Raw genomic sequence first — 22806 nt, forward strand, 5'->3', positions numbered from 1 at the left:
AATTCGCAATGAAATTAAATGAGCAACAACAAAAAGCAGTTAAATATGTAACAGGTCCTTGTTTAGTATTAGCAGGGGCTGGCTCGGGTAAGACAAGAGTGATTATTAATAAAATCGCATATTTAGTAGCAAATTGTGGTTATCAGCCACGTCAGATTGCAGCAGTGACTTTCACGAATAAAGCCGCGCGTGAGATGAAAGAACGGGTGGCACATTCTATCGGTAAGCAAGCAAGTCGTGGGCTTACTGTGTCTACTTTTCATACATTAGGTTTTGATATCATTAAACGAGAATACAAACAGTTGGGCTTGAAAGCGAATATGACTCTGTTTGATGAACATGACCAATTGGCGTTATTAAAAGAGCTGACAGTGGATTTGCTTGCAGAAGAAAAAGAGTTATTACGTGAGCTAGTTTCAACTATTTCAAATTGGAAAAATGATCTGATTTCTCCTCAACAAGCAAAAGCGTTAGCACGTGATGCTAAAGGTGATACTTTTGCAATATGTTATGAGCGCTATAGTAAACAAATTCGAGCGTATAATGCGTTAGATTTCGATGATTTAATCATGTTGCCGACTTTATTGTTTAAACAGAATGAAGATGTACGTTTAAAGTGGCAGCAAAAAATTCGATATTTATTAGTAGATGAATATCAAGATACGAATACTAGCCAATATGAGTTAATTAAACTCTTAGTGGGTGAGCGAGCATGTTTTACTGTAGTGGGAGATGATGATCAGTCTATTTATTCGTGGCGTGGTGCACGTCCCCAAAATATGATGCGTTTAAAAACGGATTTTCCTCAATTAGAAGTCATTAAATTAGAACAAAATTATCGTTCAACACAGCGTATTTTACATTGTGCCAATATTCTTATTGCTAATAATGAACATGTTTTTGATAAACAACTTTTCTCAACTCTACAATCAGGAGAGAAATTACAAGTTATTGAAGCAAAAAATGAAGAGGACGAGGCAGAACGTGTAGTAAGTGAATTAATCGCTCATCGTTTCATGAATAAAGCAAAATATAAAGATTACGCTATTCTATACCGAGGTAACCATCAGTCTCGTTTATTAGAAAAAGTGCTCATGCAAAACCGTATTCCTTATAAAATTTCAGGAGGGACATCATTTTTCTCTCGCGCTGAAATCAAAGATATGATGGCATATTTACGTTTAGTGGTTAACCAAGATGATGACGCAGCATTTTTACGCATTGTGAATACGCCAAAGCGTGAAATTGGTACAGTGACACTGGAAAGATTAGGTACATTAGCACAAGAGAAACAGATAAGTTTGTTTGAAGCAATTTTTGACTTTGAACTGATTCAACGAGTTACACCTAAGGCTTACAATGCATTGCAAAATTTTGCTCAATGGGTCGTACAATTGAGTGATGAAATAGGACGCTCTGAACCTGAACGGGCGATTCGGACTATGCTAGCGCAATTACATTATGAAGAATATTTATATGAATATGCACTAAGTCCAAAAGCAGCAGAAATGCAAAGTAAAAATGTTGCCACTTTGTTTGATTGGGTTGGTGATATGCTTAAAGGAGATGAGGTTGATGAACCAATGAACTTAAATCAAATTGTCACTAGATTAACTTTACGCGACATGATGGAGAGAGGTGAGGAAGATGATGAAAGTGATCAGGTTCAATTGATGACATTGCATGCTTCTAAAGGGCTAGAATTTCCACATGTTTTTTTGATTGGTATGGAAGAAGGGATTTTGCCACATCAAACCAGTATTGATGAAGATAATGTTGAAGAAGAACGTCGCTTAGCTTATGTTGGCATTACGCGTGCACAACAAAATTTAGTCTTTTCTTTATGTAAAGAGCGCCGTCAGTTTGGTGAAATTTTGAAACCTGAACCAAGCCGTTTTTTAGCTGAATTACCTGTAGATGATATACAGTGGGAGCGTGATAAACCACCGATGACAAAGGCACAGCAGCAAGAAAATACGGCGAATCAGTTAGCCAATTTACGTGCTATTTTACGGGGAAAATAATTTTTTTCTCTTTTATTTACTCTCATTTGTAGAGAAATCAGTCAACTGAATGTTTTTTTATAAAAAATGATTTGACTTATTTTCAGAAAAAAGTATCATACCGCCCACAAACCGATTGTGGTGAGATGGCCGAGAGGCTGAAGGCGCTCCCCTGCTAAGGGAGTATGGGGTCAAAAACTCCATCGAGGGTTCGAATCCCTCTCTCACCGCCATTTACTCAAGTTTACAAGTTATTTAGCTCAAAGTTGTTTAGCTCAATAGCAAGTAAACAAGTGCTGCACCCGTAGCTCAGCTGGATAGAGTACTCGGCTACGAACCGAGCGGTCAGAGGTTCGAATCCTCTCGGGTGCGCCATTTTAAATTGACTCTATTGTTTAGAATGGTTCAAGCAAGTAAATAAAATTCCCATTATACGCACCCGTAGCTCAGCTGGATAGAGTACTCGGCTACGAACCGAGCGGTCAGAGGTTCGAATCCTCTCGGGTGCGCCATTTTATATCTTAATTTCCCTTTTAGATTCAAATTATTAATTTATCTGCTATCTAGCGTGACTTTCTATAGAAGAATAGTTTATTTCTAGTAAAGAATTGATGGGGTAACTTGTCATCTTATTGAATTGCTATTTGTTCTAACCTCTCTAAAATTTGTGGCTGATCAAGTAAAAGCGAATAATAATTGGCTAAGAAATAACTTTGCTCATTAGCAGGGATAGGGAAGGGAATTAGTTGTAAAATTTCTTCATGTATTGCTAATACTGTCGGGAAACAGACCGCACTTTGAATCTTGGCTTGAAAATCCTTATGTAAAGGCGACGCACAATGTTGACGCTTAATTCTACCAAGTGAATTAGCTAAATGAATAAGCAGAGTCGTAGCTTGTGCTCTATTTACATCAACATACCAATGCTGTGCTAAATGATGTCGTGCATTGAATACAATTTCAATAATTTGCTCATCAATTAATTTACGAACTTGTAACATTTCCAAATGAGATTGAATATTCATATTTTCCTCACTACGACTTATTATTCAGTCTAGCTCAATTCTATAGAATTAAACAGTGCATAGATCACAAATTTATAGCACAATACACATAATTTAAATTACGCTGAGAGCAGGTAAGTGATGTTAGATAAACAACGTTTTAACCAATATGCTGGATTAATTTTTGATATGGATGGTACTTTAATCGATACTATGCCGTGTCATGCGAAAGCTTGGTTGATGGTTGGTGAGCATTATGGTTATACCTTAAAACCTGAAATTATGTATAACATGGCAGGCGCACCACTACAGGCGATTGCACAAGCAATCATGCAAGAAGCCAATATGCCTTCAACGTTATTACAAGATGTGATGCGTTTAAAACGTCAGTTTGGTAAAGCACTTATTTTAAACCAAGCAACACTTTTACCTGCCGCCGATGTTGCAAGGCATTTTTATAGGCAAAAGCCACTGGCGTTAGGGACAGGATCGCATCGTGAAATGACGCATTTGCTATTAGATAAATTGGATATTGCTTATTGTTTTGATGCGATTGTTACTTCGGAGGATGTGGAAAAACATAAGCCTGAGCCCGATACTTTTTTACGTTGCGCTGAGGTAATTAAAACTAAGCCACAAGATTGTTTAGTTTTTGAAGATGGGGATTTAGGTATACAAGCAGGGTTAGCTGCAGGTATGCATGTGTTTGATGTGAGAACGAACACATTAATTATAGGATAATATATGCTAACAGATAAAGAAAGAATGCTCACAGGCTTAGCACACCAGCCGTATGATAATGAATTAGCCGAATTACGACTGCGTAATAAAGAGCTATTATATGAATATAATATTTTAACTCGCCCGTCTGATAAAAAGAACAAAGAGCGTTTAATTCTAACAATTCTTGGTAAAGCAACGAATACCCCACATATTAATTCCCCTTTCTATTGCGATTATGGTCAATTTATTGAAATAGGTAAAAATTTTTTTGCTAATTACAATTGTACGATTTTAGATACTGGTGGAGTGAGAATTGGTGATGATGTGCTATTTGCACCAAATGTGAGCCTATATACTGTTGGTCATCCAATTGATCCTGAGTTACGTAAAGCAGAATGGGAACAAGCATTACCTATCGTGATTGGGAATAATGTATGGATTGGTGGTAATGTTGTGATTTTAGGTGGCGTAACAATTGGTGATAATTCTGTAATAGGTGCTGGTTCTATTGTTACGCAAGATATTCCAGCTAATTGTGTCGCAGTAGGTAACCCATGTAGAGTATTAAGAACAATTAGTGCAAAAGATCGTGATGATTATTTACAACGTTTTAAACCTAATTTAAATGATTGATTTATGGTCTTGGGAGTTCTGGCAACAGCATAGCTTATATTTGATGTTTGTCAGTGCATTTTTAAGTGCTACGGTTTTACCTGGTAATTCAGAAGTTGTTTTTATTGGATTATTAACACCTTTGGCTTTAAATCAGAATAGCTTGTTAAACGAGCAGATAATAAGTTTATTTATGATTGCTGTATTAGGTAATAGTCTAGGAAGTTTTAGCACCTATTGGCTTGGGCGATTATTACCTCAACTGTCAGAAAAACAGCAGCAACATCCACGTTTTGAATGGGTTGTTAATCGAATTCAACGCTATGGTATTTGGAGCTTATTTTTTAGTTGGTTACCTGTTGTCGGAGATATGTTTTGTGCTGTAGCGGGCTGGTTACGCATCAATATGTTTGGTGCATTGATTCTCATTACATTTGGTAAGTTAGTACGTTATCTTTTTTTGTTGTTATTAACGATGAATTTGTTTGCAATTTAAGTAAAATAAATATGTTTTTAACATAAAAAAACACCACCCTAAAGGGTGGTGAAATAACCTAAGGAACCAATTTTATTAAAAACAACTGCAAGTTGCTGTATTTTAAGACAGGTACTTTATAGTAAAGTTCAAAAAATTTAATCGGAATTAAGATTAGTTGATAATTTAAAGGAAGTCATTATGCCATTACTTGATAGTTTTAAAGTCGACCATACTCGAATGAATGCTCCTGCTGTACGTATTGCTAAAACGATGCGTACCCCAAAAGGGGATGACATTAGTGTCTTTGATTTGCGTTTTTGTGCACCAAATAAAGATATTTTATCCCCTAAAGGAATTCATACTTTAGAGCATTTGTTTGCTGGTTTTATGCGCGACCACTTAAATAGTGATCATGTTGAAATTATTGATATTTCACCAATGGGCTGCCGTACAGGCTTTTATATGTCATTAATTGGCACACCGGATGAGCATCAGGTTGCAGCAGCTTGGTTGGCCTCAATGCAAGATGTTCTTAGCGTAAAAGAACAAAGCCAAATTCCAGAGTTAAATGAATATCAATGTGGTAGCTATACAGAGCATTCGCTTTCAGATGCACATCAAATTGCGCTGAATGTCATTTCAACAGGTATTCGCGTGAATAAGAATGAAGACTTGTTGCTTGATGAAAAATTATTAAATTCATAATCTTATATTCAGACAACATAGCCAGAAGGAAATGAATATGACAATAATTGGTACGCCTTTAACGCCAAAAGCAACGAAAGTGATGATGCTTGGGTCTGGTGAATTAGGAAAAGAAGTAGTGATTGAATTGCAGCGTTTAGGTGTTGAGGTTATTGCGGTTGATCGTTATGAAAATGCACCTGCTCAACAAGTTGCACATCGAGCCTATACTATTTCCATGTTAGATGGCGAGGCATTAAAAGCTTTAGTAGAACAAGAAAAGCCAGATTATATTGTGCCAGAAGTAGAAGCAATCGCGACAGCAACATTAGTAGAACTTGAACAGGCGGGCTTTAATGTGATTCCAACAGCGAAAGCTACTCAACTAACGATGAATCGGGAAGGAATTCGTCGTTTAGCTGCTGAAGAGCTAGGATTGCCAACCTCACATTTTCAATTCGTAGATAATTTTGCGGATTTCAAAGTTGCGGTGGAAAAAATTGGGTTGCCTTGTGTCGTTAAACCGATAATGTCTTCTTCTGGTCATGGACAAAGCATTTTAAAATCCGCAGATGATATGCAAAAAGCGTGGGATTATGCACAACAAGGTGGGCGTGCTGGTGGTGGTCGCGTTATTGTCGAAGGATTTGTGAAATTTGATTATGAAATTACATTATTAACTGTACGCCATATTCATGGCACTTCTTTTTTAGCACCAATTGGTCATATACAAATTGATGGTGATTATCGTGAGTCTTGGCAACCTCAAGCAATGTCACATGTCGCTCTAGCTAAGGCGCAAGAGATCGCAGAAAAAATTACGACGGCACTAGGTGGTCGTGGTATTTTTGGTGTAGAAATGTTTGTTTGTGGTGATGAGGTGATTTTTAATGAAGTTTCTCCACGCCCTCATGATACTGGGATGGTGACGCTAATTTCACAAGAATTATCAGAATTTGCATTACATGCACGCGCTATTTTAGGTTTGCCAATTCCAGAGATTCATTTAATTAGCCCGTCTGCCTCTAAAGCAATTGTAGTAGAAGGGCAGTCAAATCAAGTTCAATTTGGTAATTTAGCTGAAGTTCTGGCTAAACCGAATACAAATATTCGTTTATTTGGTAAAGGTGAAGTGAAGGGGCATCGTCGTATGGGGGTGATTTTGGCTAGAGATAATTCTGTAGAAAATGCCTTAGATAAAGTACGTCATGCTTATGATCAATTAGAGATTTCGCTTTAAAAATTAGATAAAAAATTGACCGCACTTTCGTATTGTATAAGAAAAAGTGCGGTCATTTTCATAGTTGTTTCTATCAAGAGTTAGAATACACCTTGTGCTAACATCGCATCCGCTACTTTGACGAAACCCGCGACATTTGCACCCACGACATAGTTAATATTACCTTGGTTATCTGAACCATATTTTTTACAGTTAGCATGAATATCAAGCATGATTCGCTGTAATTTGGCATCAACTTCTTCACGTGTCCAACTTAAACGTTGTGCATTTTGTGACATTTCTAAACCAGAGGTTGCTACACCGCCTGCGTTAGCTGCCTTACCTGGACCGAATAAGACTCCCGCGTCTAAGAAAGCATCAGTTGCTTCAATTGTAGTCGGCATATTAGCGCCTTCCGCTACAAGCTGTACACCGTTAGAAACTAATACTTTTGCATCTTCAAGTTCAATTTCATTTTGTGTTGCACAAGGTAGAGCAATATCTACTTTAATTTCCCAAGGTCGTTTGCCTTCTACATATTTTAAACCGAATTGTTCTGCATATTCTTTTACACGACCACGTTTTACATTTTTGATTTCCATTAGTGCTGCCAGCTTTTCTGTTGTAAACCCAGATTCATCATATACATAGCCCGCAGAGTCTGAACAAGTGACGACTTTCGCACCAAATTCTAACGCTTTTTCAATAGCATATTGTGCAACATTACCTGAGCCTGAAACTGCAACAATTTTGCCAGAAAAGCTTTGTCCTTTTTCTGCAAGCATAGCTTGCGCAAAATAAACTAAGCCATAACCTGTTGCTTCTGGGCGAATTAAGCTTCCACCAAAGGTCAAACCTTTACCCGTGAATACACTGCCTGTTTGATTAGATAATTTTTTCATCATACCTGCTAAATAGCCGACTTCACGACCACCCACACCAATATCTCCCGCAGGTACATCCGTATCTGGACCTAAATGACGATATAATTCGATCATAAGTGCTTGACAGAAACGCATCACTTCAGCATCACTTTTCCCTTTAGGATCAAAGTCTGAGCCACCTTTACCACCTCCCATCGGTAATGTTGTTAAGGCATTTTTAAATACTTGTTCAAAGCCTAAAAATTTTAGAATAGATAAATTAACCGAAGGGTGGAAACGCATGCCGCCTTTAAACGGACCAATTGCGCTATTGTATTGCACGCGAAATGCGCGGTTTACTTGTACTTGACCTTGATCATCTGTCCATGCTACACGAAATTGAATTGCGCGTTCAGGTTCAACTAGACGCTCTAATAGAGCTTGTGAACGATATTTAGGATTTTTTTCAAGAAAAGGCCAGATGGATGTTAAGACCTCTTTGACTGCTTGTAAAAATTCGGGTTGTGCGCCATCGCGCTGTGCAACTTTTTCTAAAAATGCTTCTAATGATGCAACTTGAGACATAATGATTTCCTTCTGAATATGATATTTAAAGATGTTTGCAATTTATTATAGTTGTTCGCCTTGTTTGGCACAGGACAGAGTATTGAACAGAATGAAATGCTTATGCAAATCTTTTTTTTCTATATTTTAAAAAAATAAAATGAAATTAAATTTAATTTAAATAAAATGCGTTTTTTTTAGAATTATTTTAAATTGTTTCTTTTATATTGGTTGAAAGTTTATTTTTGTATCATAAAAATTGAAATAGATAAAATGGTGAAAAAAGGTTTAATGATAGTTAAAATGCGGAGATGAGAGAGGTACTTTTTAGCAACTATACTCTTTGGAGGGAGATTGATATCTATATCATGAGTCATTTGAATATGAAACAGAGGGTTGTAAAATCAGAATGTTGTATTGCCCTATATCTTGAAAACACGTTACCTTATTTAAGGCAAGTTAAATCGGGTAACGTATTTCCCTAAGATTAAAGACTTATAGCGAGTTTATACAATCCCTAAGTTTCTTAATCCCCCGATGATAATTTCAATACCCAGTGACATCAATAGTAAGCCCATAATACGTGTAATAACATTAGAGCCTGTTTTCCCTAGTTTTTTGATCACTGGTTCAGAATAACGAAACAAAATGTAACAACCTAAGCCAAATAACATAATAGTAATAGAAGAATAAAAATAATCGATAATACTATGTTGTGTTGAACCAAAGACGATTGTAGCACTAATAGACCCTGGACCCGCCATAATGGGCATCGCAAGAGGGACAACTGCAATGTTATTATAGTCATCAAAGTTTTCATTTTTTTCTTCTTTATTGATTTTATGCTCACCAATTTTCCCGTTAATCATCGTTAATGCGATTAAAATTACGACAATTCCGCCTGCGATACGGAAAGAATCAATGGAAATATGAAAGGCATTGAGAATAAAGTTACCGAAGAAGAAACTGACCAATAAGATAATCACAATAGAAATACAAGTGATTAACCCCGTTTTGTTTTGTTGTTCTTTTGATAGCGACGCTGTCATTGAATAAAAAATTGGCACAACGCCTAATGGATTAACGAGAGCAATTAATCCAATAAAAAATTGAAGATAAATCGCAAGATCCATCTTAAGTCTCCTATTAAAATGAGAGCAGGAATGTATGTGCGCACATTATATGGATGCATTTCGTAATATACAAGGAAAGTACATGACTACATTGTGCTTTATTAAAGTAACATACTATTTATTGACTGAGTTGGATGACTTTTAATATCAAAATTAATTTGTTGTTTAAGGGATTAAACCGATTAAATCGTTAATTTAGACACTTTCATATCAAAAATACGAGGAAAAAAGCCCCCATTTTTTAGTTTGTCTAATCGCAATTTAATGGTTAAAATGCCTAAGCTTAAGATCACCAAACTAGAAAGAGGTCATTTGAAAGGTCTATTTATACGTATTATTGCTATAGTGGCATTGCTATTGTGGGCAGTAGATATGGTATTCCCTTGGCAACAAATTATGCGCTCAGAAGAGAATCGTTATACCGCGATACAACATCGCGGTAAATTGGTTGTGGGAACGATTAATAATCCGATTTCTTATTTTATCGATCATTCAGGACAACCAGCTGGATTAGAATATGAGTTGAGTAAAGCATTTGCAGAGTATCTTAACGTTGATCTTGAAGTTTCAGTAATGACAAATGCAGATGAACTATTTCAAGCTTTAGAGAATAATAAAATTGATATTGCGGCCGCGAATTTATTGTATCAAGCAAAGAAATTAGAGAAATTTCAAGTTGGACCTACTTATAACTCAGCTTCTTGGCAATTAGTTTATCGTAAAGGTACTGAACGTCCACGTAGCTTAGGTGAGTTAAAAAGTACAGTCAGTATTGCCTCTGGCTCAGAACTCATCACATTATTAGAAGAAGCAAAAGAGAAGTTTTCTTCGCTCAGTTGGAAGGTGAATGAAAAGCTCACCCCAGAAGAGTTATTAATTCAGATGGCAAACGGTAAAATAGATTACGTGATTGCCAATTCCATTGATGTGTCAGCGGTTCAACAAATTAAACCTAATGTTGCAGTCGCTTTTGATGTGACAGATGAATCGACAGTCCATTGGTATTTACCGAGTAACTCTTACAGTGAGTTACAAGCATCCTTACTAGACTTCATGAACAGTGCCATTGAAACGGGTTTAATTGCACGTATCGAAGAAAAATACTTTAATCATCTAGCACAATTTGATTACGTTGATACACGCAGTTATTTAAGAGCAATTGAAACTGTACTACCTAAATTTGCGCCATTATTTGAAAAGTATAAAGGAAATTTAGATTGGCGTTTATTAGCTGCAATTGCTTATCAAGAATCTCACTGGAATCCAGATGCGACCTCTCCGACAGGCGTACGTGGAATGATGATGTTGACCAAAGCAACAGCCGATCGTATGCGTATAAAAGATAGGACAGATCCTGAACAAAGTATTAAAGCTGGTTCAGAATATTTACATTGGCTGATTACACAAATGCCAGATACTATTGCAGAAGATGAGCGTATTTGGTTCGCATTAGCTGCCTATAACATGGGATTGGGGCATTTACTTGATGCTCGTCGTTTAACTAAAAGTTTAGGTGGTGATCCTGATAACTGGCTGGATGTGAAAAAGAACTTGCCTCTATTAGCTGAAAAACGTTACTACACGAACTTAAAATATGGTTATGCAAGAGGATATGAAGCCTATCATTATGTTGAAAATATTCGACGTTATATGAATAGCATTGTGCATTATTACCGTATTCAGCAAGCGAATATCGATGAGATTGAGCTAGAAAAGATGAATTCAGATGAACTTAATACGGAAGTAGACACAATAACTAAAACAGTTGTAACACAATAAGAGGGATACTATGGCTAGACGTAAAAGCTTTTTAAAGCCAACAAAAAAATTGTATCGTTTATCACAAGGACGAGCGTTACGTTTAAAGCGTTTAAAACAACGCAAAGCGCGATTACTGGCAAGACATTCATTACAATTTGTCGTTCAAGAAATTCAATGTTAATAAAAATAGTGTAGCTTTTCGCTACACTATTTTTATTTTTAATGAAATAACATACGTTGTTTGGGTTTAAGGCGCTTAATCTGACTAATAAATAAAAGAGCGAGTAGTAATGTATAGAAGCTGAAAATCACAACTAACCACTGTACCATCGAAAAACCTAAAAACTGCCACGATATTTCACTGCAAGAACCATAAGGTTGGAAGAGATAAGGAAACCATTTATCTAATGGCAATGTTTCAGGAAATTCAGCAAATGCTGAACATTGTTTCCAAGGCGCTGGATAAAGTTGGAAATCTAAATGTGTTAAACTTATCATTAGCCCTTTTATAGCACTACCTAACCCTAAAATTAATGCAATTAAGCGTAAAATCATTGAGTTAGGATAAAGCAAACCAAATAAACCCGCAAAAGCAATGCCAAGTATTGCGACTCGCTCATAAATACACATTACACAAGGTTGTAATCCCATACCATGTTGGAAGTAAAGCGCGATCCCTTCTAGTACTAATGCTGAAAATAATAGTAGAAACCAGCCACTTCGTTTTGTTGATAGTGTTTTAAAAAAACTTAGCATTCTTCCTCCTGCACATTATGGCATTGGTGCGATAAGACCAAATTGAATGAGCGCGGCAGTTGTACTTGGTAAAAGAAATTCAACTGCTAATAGCCCAATGACAGATAATACAATAGTATAAGGTAGTGCCATATAGACCATTCTGCCATAAGACAAACGAATTAATGGTGCGAGTGATGATGTTAATAAAAATAAAAAGGCTGCTTGACCATTTGGTGTAGCGACTGAAGGTAGATTTGTTCCTGTATTAATCGCAACAGCTAATAATTCATATTGAGCCTGAGAGATGAGTCCTGCTTCAAGAGCTGCCTTTGTTTCATTAATATAGACAGTGGCAACAAAAACATTATCTGAAATTGCAGATAATAAACCATTGAATGTGTAGAACAGCGCTAATTGTGCATTTTCACTTGCAGAGAGAACAAATTGGATAATCGGCGCAAATAATTGCTGGTCAATGATAACTGCTACGACAGAAAAGAATACTGCGAGTAATGCTGTAAAGGGTAATGATTCTTGGAATGCTTTTCCAATAGCATGTTCGCTTGTTATACCACAGAATGAAGTAGCAAGGATAATAACTGTTAAACCAATAATACCGACTGCTGCTAAATGAAAAGCTAAACCAATCACTAACCAGATACCAATTAGTGCTTGACATAAGAGTCTTAAGCGATCTTGTTGTGACATTTTTTGTTGATTATTGCGATCGAACTTCGCTAGGATACCCCATACTTTACGTGGTAATTTAGCACCATAGCCAAAAAGACGGAACTTTTCGACTAACCAACAGGTGATTAAACCACAGAAAAGAACAGGCAGTGTGACAGGTAACATGCGTAAAAAGAATTCTGCAAATCCCCACTTAGCTTGCTCTGCAATAATTAAGTTTTGTGGTTCACCTACCATCGTCATGACACCACCCAATGCAGTTCCGATACAGGAGTGCATCATTAAACTACGTAAAAATGAACGAAATTGTTCTAATGTTTCTTTATTTGTACCTATCTTGTCATCTTTAGTAATATCTGTTGAGTCATTGAAATTATTACCTGATGCAACTTTGTGATAGACACCATAGAACCCCATGCCGACACTAATAATGACGGCAACAACTGTTAACGCATCTAAAAATGCAGATAGGAAGGCTGCACTCAGACAAAATGCAAGAGAGAGTGTCAGTTTAGAGCGGATACTTAAAAGAAGTTTAGTAAAAACAAACAAGAGAAGTTGTTTCATGAAATAAATGCCCGCAACCATGAAAATTAATAGCAGAAGGACTTCAAAGTTTGCCAAAATTTCTGCTTTTACATGTTCGGGATGTGTCATACCGATTGCAACAGCTTCCAGTGCAAGTAAGCCACCTGGTTGGAGGGGATAGCATTTTAGCGCCATTGCCAATGTAAAGATAAATTCTGCAACCAGTAACCAGCCCGCTACAAAAGGACTAATAAGGAAAAAGACTATTGGATTAATGATAAGAAACGCAACAATTGCGATTTTATACCAATCAGGACTTGCTCCTAAAAAATTTTTTAGGAATGCTTGAGTATAACTCATTTGTACTACCACCTTAGTTTAATATTTAATATTTTGAAAAATTTTGCATATAATTAAGATAATTGTAATATATACTTCATTGCACGATAACACTTAAAATAACTATTTGTTAGCTGTATCACATTTTAAATTTAATCAACTAGAAGAAATGTATGAATAATGATCAACCTCTTTTAAAAGCTCAAAGCCCGGCTGGTTTAGCGGAAGAATATATTGTCAGAAGTATTTGGAATAACCATTTTCCACCAGGTTCTGATTTACCAGCAGAGCGAGAGCTAGCTGAAAAAATAGGCGTGACTCGTACGACTTTGCGCGAAGTTTTACAGCGTCTTGCGCGTGATGGGTGGTTGAATATCCAACATGGTAAACCAACAAAGGTCAATGATATTTGGGAAACCTCAGGTTTAAATATTTTAGAAGTATTAATTCGTTTGGATAGTACTAAACTGCCAAGTTTTATTTCTAATGTACTTTCTGCAAGAACTAATATCTCAGCGATTTATATCCAAAAAGCGTTTAAATTAGAACCTGAGAAATCACTCAGTATATTTAATGCATTGGATACATTAGAAAACAGTGCAGAAGCTTATACCAATTTTGACTATGATTTATTTCGTAAATTAGCTTTTGCTTCAGATAATCCTGTGTATGGATTGATATTAAATAGCTTAAAAGGGTTGTATTCGCGAGTAGGCTTGTTTTATTTTTCAAACCCCGCAGCACGCGATCTAGCTAAAGTTTTTTATACCCAATTACGTCATCTTTGTGAAACTCAACAAACCTCAGAGGTGAAAGAGTGTATCCGTCAATATGGTAAAGACAGTGGTGTGATTTGGGCACAAATGCAAGAGTTTTTACCTGAGAATTTTAGTGATTAAACAAAAACAGCGTGTAATACGCTGTTTTTGTTTATATGTCTGTCTCTTTTATTTCTCGAATAAAATCGGCAAAGTACATTTATAATTTAAACGCACTCTTTCGCCTACAGGGAAATTTTTTGGACTCTGTACAGTAAATATCTTATCATTTATTTTTACATCATATTGACAATAAGGACCGAGAAAACGTTTTTTAATGATAAAGCCTGAACCACTATCATCACGATGAATTTGAAAGCTTTGTGGCCGCACTAACCAATGTACTTGTTTTATACAGTCAATTAGTTTTCCATTGGAAAACTTGAGCACTTGTTCAAATTGGTAATGACCAATGGGAGACTCAAAACTATTCTCTGATGTTATTTGACATTCTAAATAATTCACATTCCCCAAAAACTCAGCAACAAATTTATTAATTGGCATTTGATATAGTGCATCAACATGACCGATTTGAACAATTTTTCCCTTATCCATAATGGCAAGTTTATCTGCAAAAGCGAATGCTTCTTCCTTACTATGAGTCACAAAAATAGCAGGTATTTGTTGGCTTTTTAAAATCTCTTTGATTTCATCAATCATTTGGTAGCGTACTTGACTATCAATATTAGAAAAAGGCTCATCTAATAATAGTAAACGAGGTTCGCACGCTAATGCTCGCGCGATTGCCACACGTTGCTGTTGACCGCCTGATAGTTCATAAGGATAACGTTCTAAGAGGCCTGTTAAACGCACAAGAGCGGTCATTTTTTCAATCATATTTTGCTTTTCAGTACGGCTTTTATGTTGTAACCCAAAAGCGATATTTTCTTTAACTGTTAAGTGAGGAAACAGCGCATAGTCTTGGAAAATAACTCCAATTTGCCGTTTTTCAACAGGTAGCTTCGCCAAGTTTTGTTGGTTAAATAGGATTTCTCCTTTCTCAATTTCTTGTAAACCAGCAATAGATTTTAATAATGTCGTTTTGCCACAACCACTTGCCCCAAGTAAACACAAAATCTCGTTTTTTGCCATTGTGAGATCTAAGTCCTTTAGTACATTTTCAGCATTGTAACCACAAGTAAGTTGGGAGATTTGTAATATAGTCATAATTAGCGATCTTTTTCTGAATTAAGAACGAGTGAACGAGTTAACCAAATCACAGGCAGTAATCCAACTAAAACTAATGCGATAGCTGGTAGAGCTGCTTGTTCAAGTTGTTCATCTGAAGTAAAAGTAAAGACATGTGTTGCTAACGTGTCAAAATTGAAGGGGCGTAATAGTAATGAGGCATTCAATTCTTTCATTGTTTCAATGAAAACCATCATTAACGCTGTCAAAATTCCTTTGGAAAGTAGTGGCATATGGACAAGGCGTAGCATCCTAAAACCATTGTGCCCTAATGTTCGACTTGCCATATCTAACGACGGTGAAATTTTTTGAAAAGATGTTTCAATTCCACCAATTGCCATAGCAGAAAAGCGTATTGTATAGGCTGAGAGTAATGCAAACATTGAGCCCGAGAAAATTAATCCAACAGGTGAAAGACCTAGTGATTTAAATAGCGTATTGATCAGATGGTCTGCACTCGTATAAGGAATAAGAATCCCAATAGCTAATACCGTGCCAGGCACAGCGTAGCCTAATGATGACAATTGAAGACCGTAATAAGCGGTTTGTTGTTGTCGCGGTGATTGTTGTAATGCCAGTCGATTAAAAAAATGTAGAAATAAAGCTAAAAGTACACAAACAACGGCTGCAATCATTGAGCTTGATAAGCTGTGATAAGCATATTTCAAAAAGTTGTCTGCTTGAGTAATATCAAAATAAGAGACAGCCCAATAAATTAGTTTTATAAAAGGGATGACAAAAGCAATGCTCACCAATCCCCAACAGTAAGTTTGAGCAAGAAATAATTTCATACCAGATAGCGGTTTTAAACTACGTTTTTTCTCATAACCACGCTGATAAGTTTTTTGCTTACGGCGACTATAACGTTCTAACCAAAGTAAGCTAAAAATCATAAATAGCATTAAAAGTGAAATTTGGCTGGCTGAACCTAAATCACCATAACCTAGCCAAGTATCGTAGACTGCAGTCGTGAGCGTGGGGACAGCAAAATAATAAACAGTACCAAAATCACCTAGAGTTTCCATAGCAACTAATGAGGCACCAGCAGCAATAGCTGGGCGAATTAAAGGAAAGGTCACTTTTCTAAATAAATAAAATGCATTTGCACCTAAGGTTTTTGCGCTATGGATTAAGTTTTCTGATTGCTCTAATAAGGCAACACGAACGAGCAAAAAAACATAGGGATATAGAACAAGTGCGAGCACAAAACAGGCGCCAGTTAGGGAGCGGATACTTGGAAACCAATAGTCTTTAGGGTTATCCCAACCAAAAAACTGGCGCAATACAGATTGAACAGGACCTGCATAATCTAATAAGTCTGTATATAAATAACCAACTAAGTAAGCAGGCATAGCTAGAGGTAAACACAACACCCACTGTAATATCTTTTGCCCCGTAAATTGATAAGTTGAAATAATCCAAGCAGCAGGAATAGCAAAAATAAGACTTAAAAAAACAGTACCTAAGACAAGCAGAAGAGAATTTAAACTATAATCAGTGAGTACAGTTTGCCAAAGATGTTGGATATTTCCCCAATCAGCTTGCCAAGATTGATAAAAAATAGACAATAAAGGTAAAAGGAAAAATAGCACGATAAAAAGTGCAGTTAAATTTAAGGCTGTTTTTTTGAGTAAATACATCTTAAAATCGCAAATATAAATAATAACCTAAAGGGCGACTAAAAGCCGCCCTTAAATTTAATTGTGTAGTAGAAACGTTAAATTAAAGATCAAATTTTACTTCGTCAATTAGTTTTAACGCTTTATCGTAATTTTCAGCGATTTTTTCTAATGCAATGTTATCTGCTTTAAACTCGCCCCAAGATGAAACTAATTTAGAACGTTCAACACCTGCTTTCACTGGATATTCGTGGTTTAATTCCGCGTATAAATGTTGTGCTTTATCACCACTTAAATACTCGACTAATTTCACTGCATTTTCTTTATTTGGTGCATGTTTTGCAATAGCAACGCCACTTATATTTACGTGTGTTCCTTGTGATTTTTGATTAGGGAAGTTGATATATACTGCTTCTGCCCAACTACGTTGTTTTTCATCATCTAACATTTTACCGAAGTAATAGCTATTTCCTAATGAATAATCACAAACACCTTCTTTAATTGCTTTTACTTGATCACGGTCACCACCTTGTGGTTTCTGTGCAAGATTCGCTTTCAATCCTTCTAAAAATGCTTTTGCTTTTGCTTCACCATCATGTGCAATCATTGACGCAACTAAAGAAACGTTGTAGGCATTTTTACCTGAACGTACACAAACTTTACCTTTATATTCAGGTTTCGCTAAATCATAATAAGTGAAATCTGCTGGTAATTTACCTACACGATCTTTTGATGTATAGATTGCACGAGCACGAGTTGTTAAGGCGAACCACTCATCTTTTGAATCACGGAAATTAGCTGGAATATTTTTCTCTAATGTTTCACTATGAATAGGTTGTGCTAAACCTGCTTTCACAATTTCCATTACACGGCTAATATCAACTGTTAATAAAACATCTGCTGGACTTAACTCACCTTCGCGTTTTACACGATCGACTAAACCTTTATCAGCAAAAATGACATTGACTTTTACGCCAGTATCTTTTTCAAAGTCTTTTAACATTGGCTCGATCAAATACGGTTGACGATAAGAATAAACGTTAACTTCATTTGCTGCTATCGCAGAAGTTGAAATAACTGCAGATAAAGCCAGTGCTAATGTGGAGATTTTTTTCATAATCACATTCCTCAGATGAGTGTTGACAGTTAAAAGTGCGGTCAATTTAACCAATAATTTGATTTAAGTCAATGAGAATTATTTTTATTTGGCTTTTTGATAAAAGTCACTTAATTGAACATACGAATTTCAGTAAAGTAAAAAGTTTATCAGGGAAGGATAAATATAGAATAGGCTTGTAGGACTGTTTAAATGTTAAATGGACTCGTTTTATGAAAGCGAGTCCATTTTTGAGGAATAAATGAGAATAATGTGATAAGAAATTATTTTTATTAGATTATTTTTACTGGCGGTAAGTTTCTAAAAAACGAGCCAGTTTACTTAATGCCTCTTCAATTTGGTGAACATAAGGTAATGTCACAATTCGGAAATGGTCAGGTGAGTGCCAGTTAAAACCGCGTCCATGTACAAGTAGGACTTTTTCTTGGCTTAACAAATCAAAAACCATTTTTTCATCATCATAAATATTAAATTTCTTAATATCTATTTTCGGGAACATATAAAGGGCACCCTGTGGTTTCACACAGCTTATACCTGGAATTTGATTTACTAATTCGTATGCTTTATTGCGCTGTTCTAGCAAACGTCCACCAGGCAAAATAAACTCATTAATACTTTGATAACCGCCTAATGCTGTTTGAATTGCATGTTGCATTGGCACATTCGCACATAAACGCATAGACGCTAGCATATCCAAACCTTCGATATAACCTGCTGCCGCTTTTTTGGGACCGTTTAAAATCATCCAACCTTGACGAAATCCTGCGACACGATAGGCTTTTGAAAGACCATTAAATGTCACCGTCAATAAATCTGGTGCAAGCGCAGCAACATGGTGGTGTACTGCATCATCATATAAAATCTTATCGTAGATTTCGTCAGCAAAAATGATCAGATTATTTTGACGAGCGATTTCAATGATCTCCAATAACAATGCTTCACTATAGACTGCGCCTGTTGGATTATTAGGGTTAATAATGACAATAGCTTTGGTTCGGTTGGTAATTTTACTTTTAATATCCGCAATATCTGGGAACCAATTCGCCTGTTCATCACAAAGATAATGTACTGCTTTTCCACCAGAGAGCGTTGCTGCAGCAGTCCAAAGTGGATAATCAGGCATCGGAATTAATACTTCGTCACCATCATTTAATAATGCTTGTAGTGACATAGTGATGAGCTCTGAAACTCCATTGCCAATGTAAACATCATTGACTGTTGCTCCATGAATCCCTTTTGATTGGTAATACTGCACAATTGCTTTACGTGCGGAATAGAGACCTTTAGAGTCACAATAGCCTTGTGCAGTTGGGAGGTTTCGAATGACATCCACTAAGATTTCATCTGGCGCTTCAAAACCAAATGGCGCAGGGTTACCAATATTAAGTTTTAAAATTTTATGACCTTCTTCTTCAAGACGAAGAGCTTCTTTATGCACTGGTCCACGAATATCGTAACAAACGTGTTCCAATTTATCTGATTTCGGAAAATGCACCATGGGATTGACCTTATGTTTGCGCTGTAAGAATGAAATTGACTGAAAATAACGACACTTTACGCTTATTTATGTAAGGAGAAAAGATTTTGTAAAATTTTCTATTAAAGTGCGGTAGAATTAATGTTTATTTTTAACTTATTTTTTTGCTAAAAACAATGCTTTTTCAACATGGATAATTTGCAAACAATTAAAGCACAATTAATTACACTAATAAATGCTTATCAACCCTCCGAAAATCAGGAGATTGCCCTTTTTCAAGTACAATCAATGGCATCGTTTCCTTTATTGTCTTGGCTAAAATCGCAACACAATTATCCTCAATTTTATCTTAAGATTCGCGATGGCTCTTCAACTTGGGCATCAATCGGAAAAGTGCGATCATTTTCAGATGTGGCTTTAGCTGAACAATTTGTACAAACACATGATTTATCATTGGTCGGTGGTTTACAATTTTATGGAGAAACCTTATTTGTATTACCGCGTATTTTATTGCAACAAACGCAAACAGGTTTAACTGTTACACTTTTTATTGATACACAAGATTTTGTGCAAGATAAACATCGCGCACTTGACAGCTTAGAAACTTTTACGAAACAGAGTGTACTTAAATCTATTCAACAGCCAATCCAATTGCTTTCACAAAAAGCAAACCAAGCAGAATGGTGTCATTGGGTGGAATTAGGCCTACAAAAAATTCAGCAAAGTGAACTGAGTAAGATTGTCCTAGCGAATGAAAGCTGTTTTAAAGCTTCAACTCAACTCAATCCTAACGATTTCTTGGCTGAAAGTGAAAAATACAATTTAGGCTGTTACCACTTTTTATTTGCTGAAAGTGAAAAACACGCTTTTATTGGTTCAACGCCAGAGTTATTGTATCGCCGTCAAGGATTACACCTAAAAACAGAGGCGCTTGCAGGAACGGCATTTATGGGCGACGACCTAGAACAAAACCAACAACAAAGTGACTGGTTATTACACGATAAAAAGAATGAGTATGAAAATAAACTCGTGGTTGATGGTATTTGCCAAAATTTACACCCCTTTGTACAACAAATTGTTGTAGATGATGTCGAATTAAAAAAGCTACGTAAAGTACAGCATTTAAGACGTAAAATTTCCGCGAAGTTAAAAGCAGGTTGTGGCGATAAAGATATATTATTAGCGATGCATCCAACAGCAGCAGTGGCAGGATTGCCACAACTGGAAGCAAAACAAGCTTTACGAAATTTAGAAAATTTTGACCGCACTTGGTATGCGGGCACACTTGGCTTTATGAATGCATCACAAGCAGATTTTTGTGTGACGATACGGTCTGCTTTTATCGAACAAATGGAAAATTATAGCCAATTATGTGTTTTTGCAGGGGCAGGGATTGTTGAAGGCTCAGTACCGCTGTTAGAATGGAGAGAAATTGAGCGTAAAGCAGCAGGCTTAGTTTCATTATTGCAACAGAATCATGATAAATAGGAAACAAATATGTCAATAAGCGTATTTAATCGTTGTTGGGCAAAAGTGATCTTAGAGACCCTTGTGCGCCAAGGCGTATCACATTTTTGTATCGCACCTGGTTCTCGTTCAACTCCGTTAACGTTAGAGGCTGTTCGTTTACAAGAAAGCCAGCGTATTAACTGTCATACACACTTCGATGAACGTGGTTTAGGTTTTTTTGCTCTAGGGCTGGCTAAAGCAAGTAAAAAACCTGTTGCGGTGATTGTCACATCAGGTACTGCAACAGCAAATTTATATCCTGCTATTATTGAAGCGCGTCAAACAGGTGTTAATCTTATTATTTTAACGGCAGATCGCCCACTCGAACTACTAGAATGCGGGGCTAATCAAGCCATCTTACAACAAAATATGTTTGCTGATTATCCTGTCGCAGCAGTGAATTTACCCAAACCAAGCCAAGATTATTCAGCACATTGGCTGATTTCAACTTTAGATCAAGCTTGTTATCACCAAAAAAATCAAACAGGCGTGATACATATCAATGTACCTTTTTCTGAGCCGTTATATGAAGCAAGTAGTGAGGCAATAGATACTCACCCATGGTTAGAAAATATTCATCGTTGGTTAAGCCAGAAAAAACCTTGGATTATACAACAGTCAGAACAAAAAGAAGTCTTAATGCATGCAAATTGGGATCACTGGCGTACAATGCGTGGTGTGATTGTAGTAGGGCGTCTGCCAGCAGAACAAACAATGGGTCTCATGTCTTGGGCAAACACCATGGGGTGGATTGCATTAACAGATGTGCAAGCGAGTGTAGAGGCGAGCTTACCCTATGCCGATATTTGGCTGGCAAATCAAACTGTAAAACAAAAATTATTGCAAGCTGACATTGTTATTCAATTTGGCTCAGGATTTATTAGTAAACGTATTAACCAATTTTTAGCAGAATTTAACGCAGAATATTGGATCGTCGAACAAAGTGATCGCCTTGTCGATCCCGTTTTACATGCACATACTCGCTTTAATGTTAAAGTCCATCATTGGCTACGAGCTCACCCGCCATTGCGTCAAAAACCTTGGCTATTAGAACCCTTAGCTTTAGCAAAATTCTGTGCAAGTTTTATTGAAAAACAAGTGGGTGGTAATTTAAATGAGGCTTCATTAGCGCATCATTTAGACCGTATTTTACCTAATAATGGGATTTTATTTCTAGGCAACAGCTTGTTTGTTCGTTTAGTGGATGCACTTGCCAAGCTACCTGAAGGCTATCCGATTTATACGAACCGTGGTGCCAGCGGTATTGATGGATTACTAGCAACAGCTGCAGGCATTGGTATCGCAGCGAATCAGCCCGTTGTTGCCATGATTGGTGATTTATCCGCGCTATATGACCTTAACTCACTCGCATTATTCAAAAAAGTCACTCAGCCAACGATTATTTTTGTGATTAATAATAATGGTGGTGCTATTTTTGATATGCTCCCAGTCGACGCAGATGTTAAAGATAAATATTATCGTATGCCACATCACTTAGAGTTTTCACATATTGTGCAAACATTTGATCTTAAATATGCGCGTCCTTATACTTGGGCAGATCTTGGCTCTGTATTAAAAATAGCCTATTCTCGTCGAGAGACCACTTTAATTGAAATTAAAGTCGGTGCGAGTGATGGTAGTAATATTTATAAACGTCTTATTGAACAAATTAGCTATGCAGTAATTGGTGAATAGGCTACAGTTCAATTAAATGCTCGCCTTTAGCGAGCATTTTTTTA

Annotated in this window: 20 protein-coding genes and 3 tRNA genes; 14 read left to right on the plus strand and 9 right to left on the minus strand. The window is 36.5% G+C overall.

Annotated features, from left to right (window positions below):
* Nucleotides 1-8 precede the first annotated feature (8 nt).
* The 4 genes from rep to K7G93_RS00445 all read left to right on the plus strand — a co-directional run bounded on the left by rep (nucleotide 9) and on the right by K7G93_RS00445 (nucleotide 2515).
* Entirely contained in the window at nucleotides 9-2024 is a 2016-nt protein-coding gene (rep, locus tag K7G93_RS00430; RefSeq protein ID WP_226690223.1) for a DNA helicase Rep, read from the plus strand.
* Between the two features lie 119 nt (nucleotides 2025-2143).
* Nucleotides 2144-2236: transfer RNA gene (locus K7G93_RS00435), tRNA-Ser, on the plus strand.
* Between the two features lie 65 nt (nucleotides 2237-2301).
* Nucleotides 2302-2378: transfer RNA gene (locus tag K7G93_RS00440), tRNA-Arg, on the plus strand.
* Between the two features lie 60 nt (nucleotides 2379-2438).
* Nucleotides 2439-2515 (plus strand) — tRNA-Arg (locus K7G93_RS00445).
* A 117-nt stretch (nucleotides 2516-2632) separates the two neighbouring features.
* Here K7G93_RS00445 and K7G93_RS00450 read toward each other — a convergent pair.
* Nucleotides 2633-3028, minus strand: a complete 396-nt coding sequence (locus K7G93_RS00450; RefSeq protein WP_226690224.1) for a hypothetical protein — start codon at nucleotides 3026-3028, stop codon at nucleotides 2633-2635.
* 120 nt (nucleotides 3029-3148) lie between these two features.
* On the opposite strand from K7G93_RS00450, the gene K7G93_RS00455 reads away from it, so the two are divergent.
* The 5 genes from K7G93_RS00455 to purT all read left to right on the plus strand — a co-directional run bounded on the left by K7G93_RS00455 (nucleotide 3149) and on the right by purT (nucleotide 6744).
* On the plus strand, nucleotides 3149-3748 hold the full coding sequence (locus tag K7G93_RS00455) for a beta-phosphoglucomutase family hydrolase (protein WP_226690225.1): 600 nt from the start codon (nucleotides 3149-3151) through the stop codon (nucleotides 3746-3748).
* 3 nt (nucleotides 3749-3751) lie between these two features.
* Nucleotides 3752-4363, plus strand: a complete 612-nt coding sequence (locus tag K7G93_RS00460; RefSeq protein ID WP_191135069.1) for a sugar O-acetyltransferase — start codon at nucleotides 3752-3754, stop codon at nucleotides 4361-4363.
* Nucleotides 4356-4838 (plus strand): YqaA family protein, encoded by a 483-nt coding sequence (locus K7G93_RS00465; protein WP_049215168.1) that lies wholly within the window; start codon nucleotides 4356-4358, stop codon nucleotides 4836-4838. Before K7G93_RS00460 ends, K7G93_RS00465 begins: the two co-directional genes overlap by 8 nt.
* A 180-nt stretch (nucleotides 4839-5018) precedes the next feature.
* Nucleotides 5019-5525, plus strand: coding sequence for an S-ribosylhomocysteine lyase (gene luxS / locus K7G93_RS00470; RefSeq protein WP_226690226.1), 507 nt, complete (start codon nucleotides 5019-5021; stop codon nucleotides 5523-5525).
* A gap of 37 nt (nucleotides 5526-5562) precedes the next feature.
* Nucleotides 5563-6744, plus strand: coding sequence for a formate-dependent phosphoribosylglycinamide formyltransferase (gene purT / locus K7G93_RS00475; protein WP_049215172.1), 1182 nt, complete (start codon nucleotides 5563-5565; stop codon nucleotides 6742-6744).
* A gap of 80 nt (nucleotides 6745-6824) precedes the next feature.
* On the opposite strand, the gene gdhA is transcribed toward purT, so the two are convergent.
* Both gdhA and K7G93_RS00485 read right to left on the minus strand, forming a co-directional pair.
* Entirely contained in the window at nucleotides 6825-8171 is a 1347-nt protein-coding gene (gene gdhA / locus K7G93_RS00480; protein WP_160531193.1) for an NADP-specific glutamate dehydrogenase, read from the minus strand.
* A 485-nt stretch (nucleotides 8172-8656) separates the two neighbouring features.
* The gene (locus K7G93_RS00485; RefSeq protein ID WP_049215176.1) at nucleotides 8657-9283 is read right to left on the minus strand and encodes a YchE family NAAT transporter; all 627 of its coding nucleotides are present in this window, start codon (nucleotides 9281-9283) and stop codon (nucleotides 8657-8659) included.
* A 312-nt stretch (nucleotides 9284-9595) separates the two neighbouring features.
* Between K7G93_RS00485 and mltF the strand changes: the two genes are divergently transcribed.
* Nucleotides 9596-11062, plus strand: a complete 1467-nt coding sequence (gene mltF / locus K7G93_RS00490) for a membrane-bound lytic murein transglycosylase MltF (protein WP_226690378.1) — start codon at nucleotides 9596-9598, stop codon at nucleotides 11060-11062.
* A gap of 10 nt (nucleotides 11063-11072) precedes the next feature.
* Entirely contained in the window at nucleotides 11073-11225 is a 153-nt protein-coding gene (locus K7G93_RS00495) for a hypothetical protein (RefSeq protein ID WP_162837296.1), read from the plus strand.
* Nucleotides 11226-11263: 38 nt separating this feature from the next.
* Here K7G93_RS00495 and dsbB read toward each other — a convergent pair whose 3' ends face one another.
* A complete protein-coding gene (gene dsbB / locus K7G93_RS00500) occupies nucleotides 11264-11800 on the minus strand; it encodes a disulfide bond formation protein DsbB (protein ID WP_228400391.1) in 537 nt (178 codons plus the stop codon).
* Nucleotides 11801-11815: 15 nt separating this feature from the next.
* Nucleotides 11816-13360 (minus strand): Na(+)/H(+) antiporter NhaB, encoded by a 1545-nt coding sequence (gene nhaB, locus K7G93_RS00505; protein ID WP_115322338.1) that lies wholly within the window; start codon nucleotides 13358-13360, stop codon nucleotides 11816-11818.
* 152 nt (nucleotides 13361-13512) lie between these two features.
* Here nhaB and fadR point away from each other — a divergent pair, with 152 nt between their 5' ends.
* The gene (fadR, locus tag K7G93_RS00510; RefSeq protein WP_049215182.1) at nucleotides 13513-14238 is read left to right on the plus strand and encodes a fatty acid metabolism transcriptional regulator FadR; all 726 of its coding nucleotides are present in this window, start codon (nucleotides 13513-13515) and stop codon (nucleotides 14236-14238) included.
* A gap of 48 nt (nucleotides 14239-14286) precedes the next feature.
* Here the strand turns inward: fadR and K7G93_RS00515 are convergent, their stop codons facing one another.
* The 4 genes from K7G93_RS00515 to K7G93_RS00530 form a co-directional block, all read right to left on the minus strand.
* Nucleotides 14287-15324 (minus strand): ABC transporter ATP-binding protein, encoded by a 1038-nt coding sequence (locus tag K7G93_RS00515; protein ID WP_226690228.1) that lies wholly within the window; start codon nucleotides 15322-15324, stop codon nucleotides 14287-14289.
* A gap of 2 nt (nucleotides 15325-15326) precedes the next feature.
* Nucleotides 15327-16985, minus strand: a complete 1659-nt coding sequence (locus K7G93_RS00520) for an ABC transporter permease (RefSeq protein ID WP_226690229.1) — start codon at nucleotides 16983-16985, stop codon at nucleotides 15327-15329.
* 82 nt (nucleotides 16986-17067) lie between these two features.
* A complete protein-coding gene (locus K7G93_RS00525) occupies nucleotides 17068-18081 on the minus strand; it encodes a Fe(3+) ABC transporter substrate-binding protein (RefSeq protein ID WP_049215187.1) in 1014 nt (337 codons plus the stop codon).
* Between the two features lie 283 nt (nucleotides 18082-18364).
* Nucleotides 18365-19579, minus strand: coding sequence for a pyridoxal phosphate-dependent aminotransferase (locus K7G93_RS00530; protein ID WP_049215189.1), 1215 nt, complete (start codon nucleotides 19577-19579; stop codon nucleotides 18365-18367).
* 168 nt (nucleotides 19580-19747) lie between these two features.
* On the opposite strand from K7G93_RS00530, the gene K7G93_RS00535 reads away from it, so the two are divergent.
* Nucleotides 19748-21046, plus strand: coding sequence for an isochorismate synthase (locus K7G93_RS00535; RefSeq protein WP_226690230.1), 1299 nt, complete (start codon nucleotides 19748-19750; stop codon nucleotides 21044-21046).
* A gap of 9 nt (nucleotides 21047-21055) precedes the next feature.
* Nucleotides 21056-22762 carry a 2-succinyl-5-enolpyruvyl-6-hydroxy-3-cyclohexene-1-carboxylic-acid synthase gene (menD, locus tag K7G93_RS00540; RefSeq protein WP_228400392.1) on the plus strand — a complete coding sequence of 569 codons (1707 nt, stop codon included), beginning with the start codon at nucleotides 21056-21058 and terminating at the stop codon, nucleotides 22760-22762.
* Nucleotides 22763-22806: the final 44 nt, after the last annotated feature.

This window comes from Pasteurella canis (assembly GCF_020810675.1).
GTDB classification, from domain to species: Bacteria; Pseudomonadota; Gammaproteobacteria; order Enterobacterales; family Pasteurellaceae; genus Pasteurella; species Pasteurella canis.

What these genes read in the sequence shown, in the direction of transcription:
- rep (WP_226690223.1), top strand. Translation starts at nt 9, where the DNA reads ATGAAATTAAATGAGCAACAACAAAAAGCAGTTAAATATGTAACAGGT.
- K7G93_RS00450 (WP_226690224.1), bottom strand. Translation starts at nt 3,028, where the DNA reads ATGAATATTCAATCTCATTTGGAAATGTTACAAGTTCGTAAATTAATT.
- K7G93_RS00455 (WP_226690225.1), top strand. Translation starts at nt 3,149, where the DNA reads ATGTTAGATAAACAACGTTTTAACCAATATGCTGGATTAATTTTTGAT.
- K7G93_RS00460 (WP_191135069.1), top strand. Translation starts at nt 3,752, where the DNA reads ATGCTAACAGATAAAGAAAGAATGCTCACAGGCTTAGCACACCAGCCG.
- K7G93_RS00465 (WP_049215168.1), top strand. Translation starts at nt 4,356, where the DNA reads ATGATTGATTTATGGTCTTGGGAGTTCTGGCAACAGCATAGCTTATAT.
- luxS (WP_226690226.1), top strand. Translation starts at nt 5,019, where the DNA reads ATGCCATTACTTGATAGTTTTAAAGTCGACCATACTCGAATGAATGCT.
- purT (WP_049215172.1), top strand. Translation starts at nt 5,563, where the DNA reads ATGACAATAATTGGTACGCCTTTAACGCCAAAAGCAACGAAAGTGATG.
- gdhA (WP_160531193.1), bottom strand. Translation starts at nt 8,171, where the DNA reads ATGTCTCAAGTTGCATCATTAGAAGCATTTTTAGAAAAAGTTGCACAG.
- K7G93_RS00485 (WP_049215176.1), bottom strand. Translation starts at nt 9,283, where the DNA reads ATGGATCTTGCGATTTATCTTCAATTTTTTATTGGATTAATTGCTCTC.
- K7G93_RS00495 (WP_162837296.1), top strand. Translation starts at nt 11,073, where the DNA reads ATGGCTAGACGTAAAAGCTTTTTAAAGCCAACAAAAAAATTGTATCGT.
- dsbB (WP_228400391.1), bottom strand. Translation starts at nt 11,800, where the DNA reads ATGCTAAGTTTTTTTAAAACACTATCAACAAAACGAAGTGGCTGGTTT.
- nhaB (WP_115322338.1), bottom strand. Translation starts at nt 13,360, where the DNA reads ATGAGTTATACTCAAGCATTCCTAAAAAATTTTTTAGGAGCAAGTCCT.
- fadR (WP_049215182.1), top strand. Translation starts at nt 13,513, where the DNA reads ATGAATAATGATCAACCTCTTTTAAAAGCTCAAAGCCCGGCTGGTTTA.
- K7G93_RS00515 (WP_226690228.1), bottom strand. Translation starts at nt 15,324, where the DNA reads ATGACTATATTACAAATCTCCCAACTTACTTGTGGTTACAATGCTGAA.
- K7G93_RS00520 (WP_226690229.1), bottom strand. Translation starts at nt 16,985, where the DNA reads ATGTATTTACTCAAAAAAACAGCCTTAAATTTAACTGCACTTTTTATC.
- K7G93_RS00525 (WP_049215187.1), bottom strand. Translation starts at nt 18,081, where the DNA reads ATGAAAAAAATCTCCACATTAGCACTGGCTTTATCTGCAGTTATTTCA.
- K7G93_RS00530 (WP_049215189.1), bottom strand. Translation starts at nt 19,579, where the DNA reads ATGGTGCATTTTCCGAAATCAGATAAATTGGAACACGTTTGTTACGAT.
- K7G93_RS00535 (WP_226690230.1), top strand. Translation starts at nt 19,748, where the DNA reads ATGGATAATTTGCAAACAATTAAAGCACAATTAATTACACTAATAAAT.
- menD (WP_228400392.1), top strand. Translation starts at nt 21,056, where the DNA reads ATGTCAATAAGCGTATTTAATCGTTGTTGGGCAAAAGTGATCTTAGAG.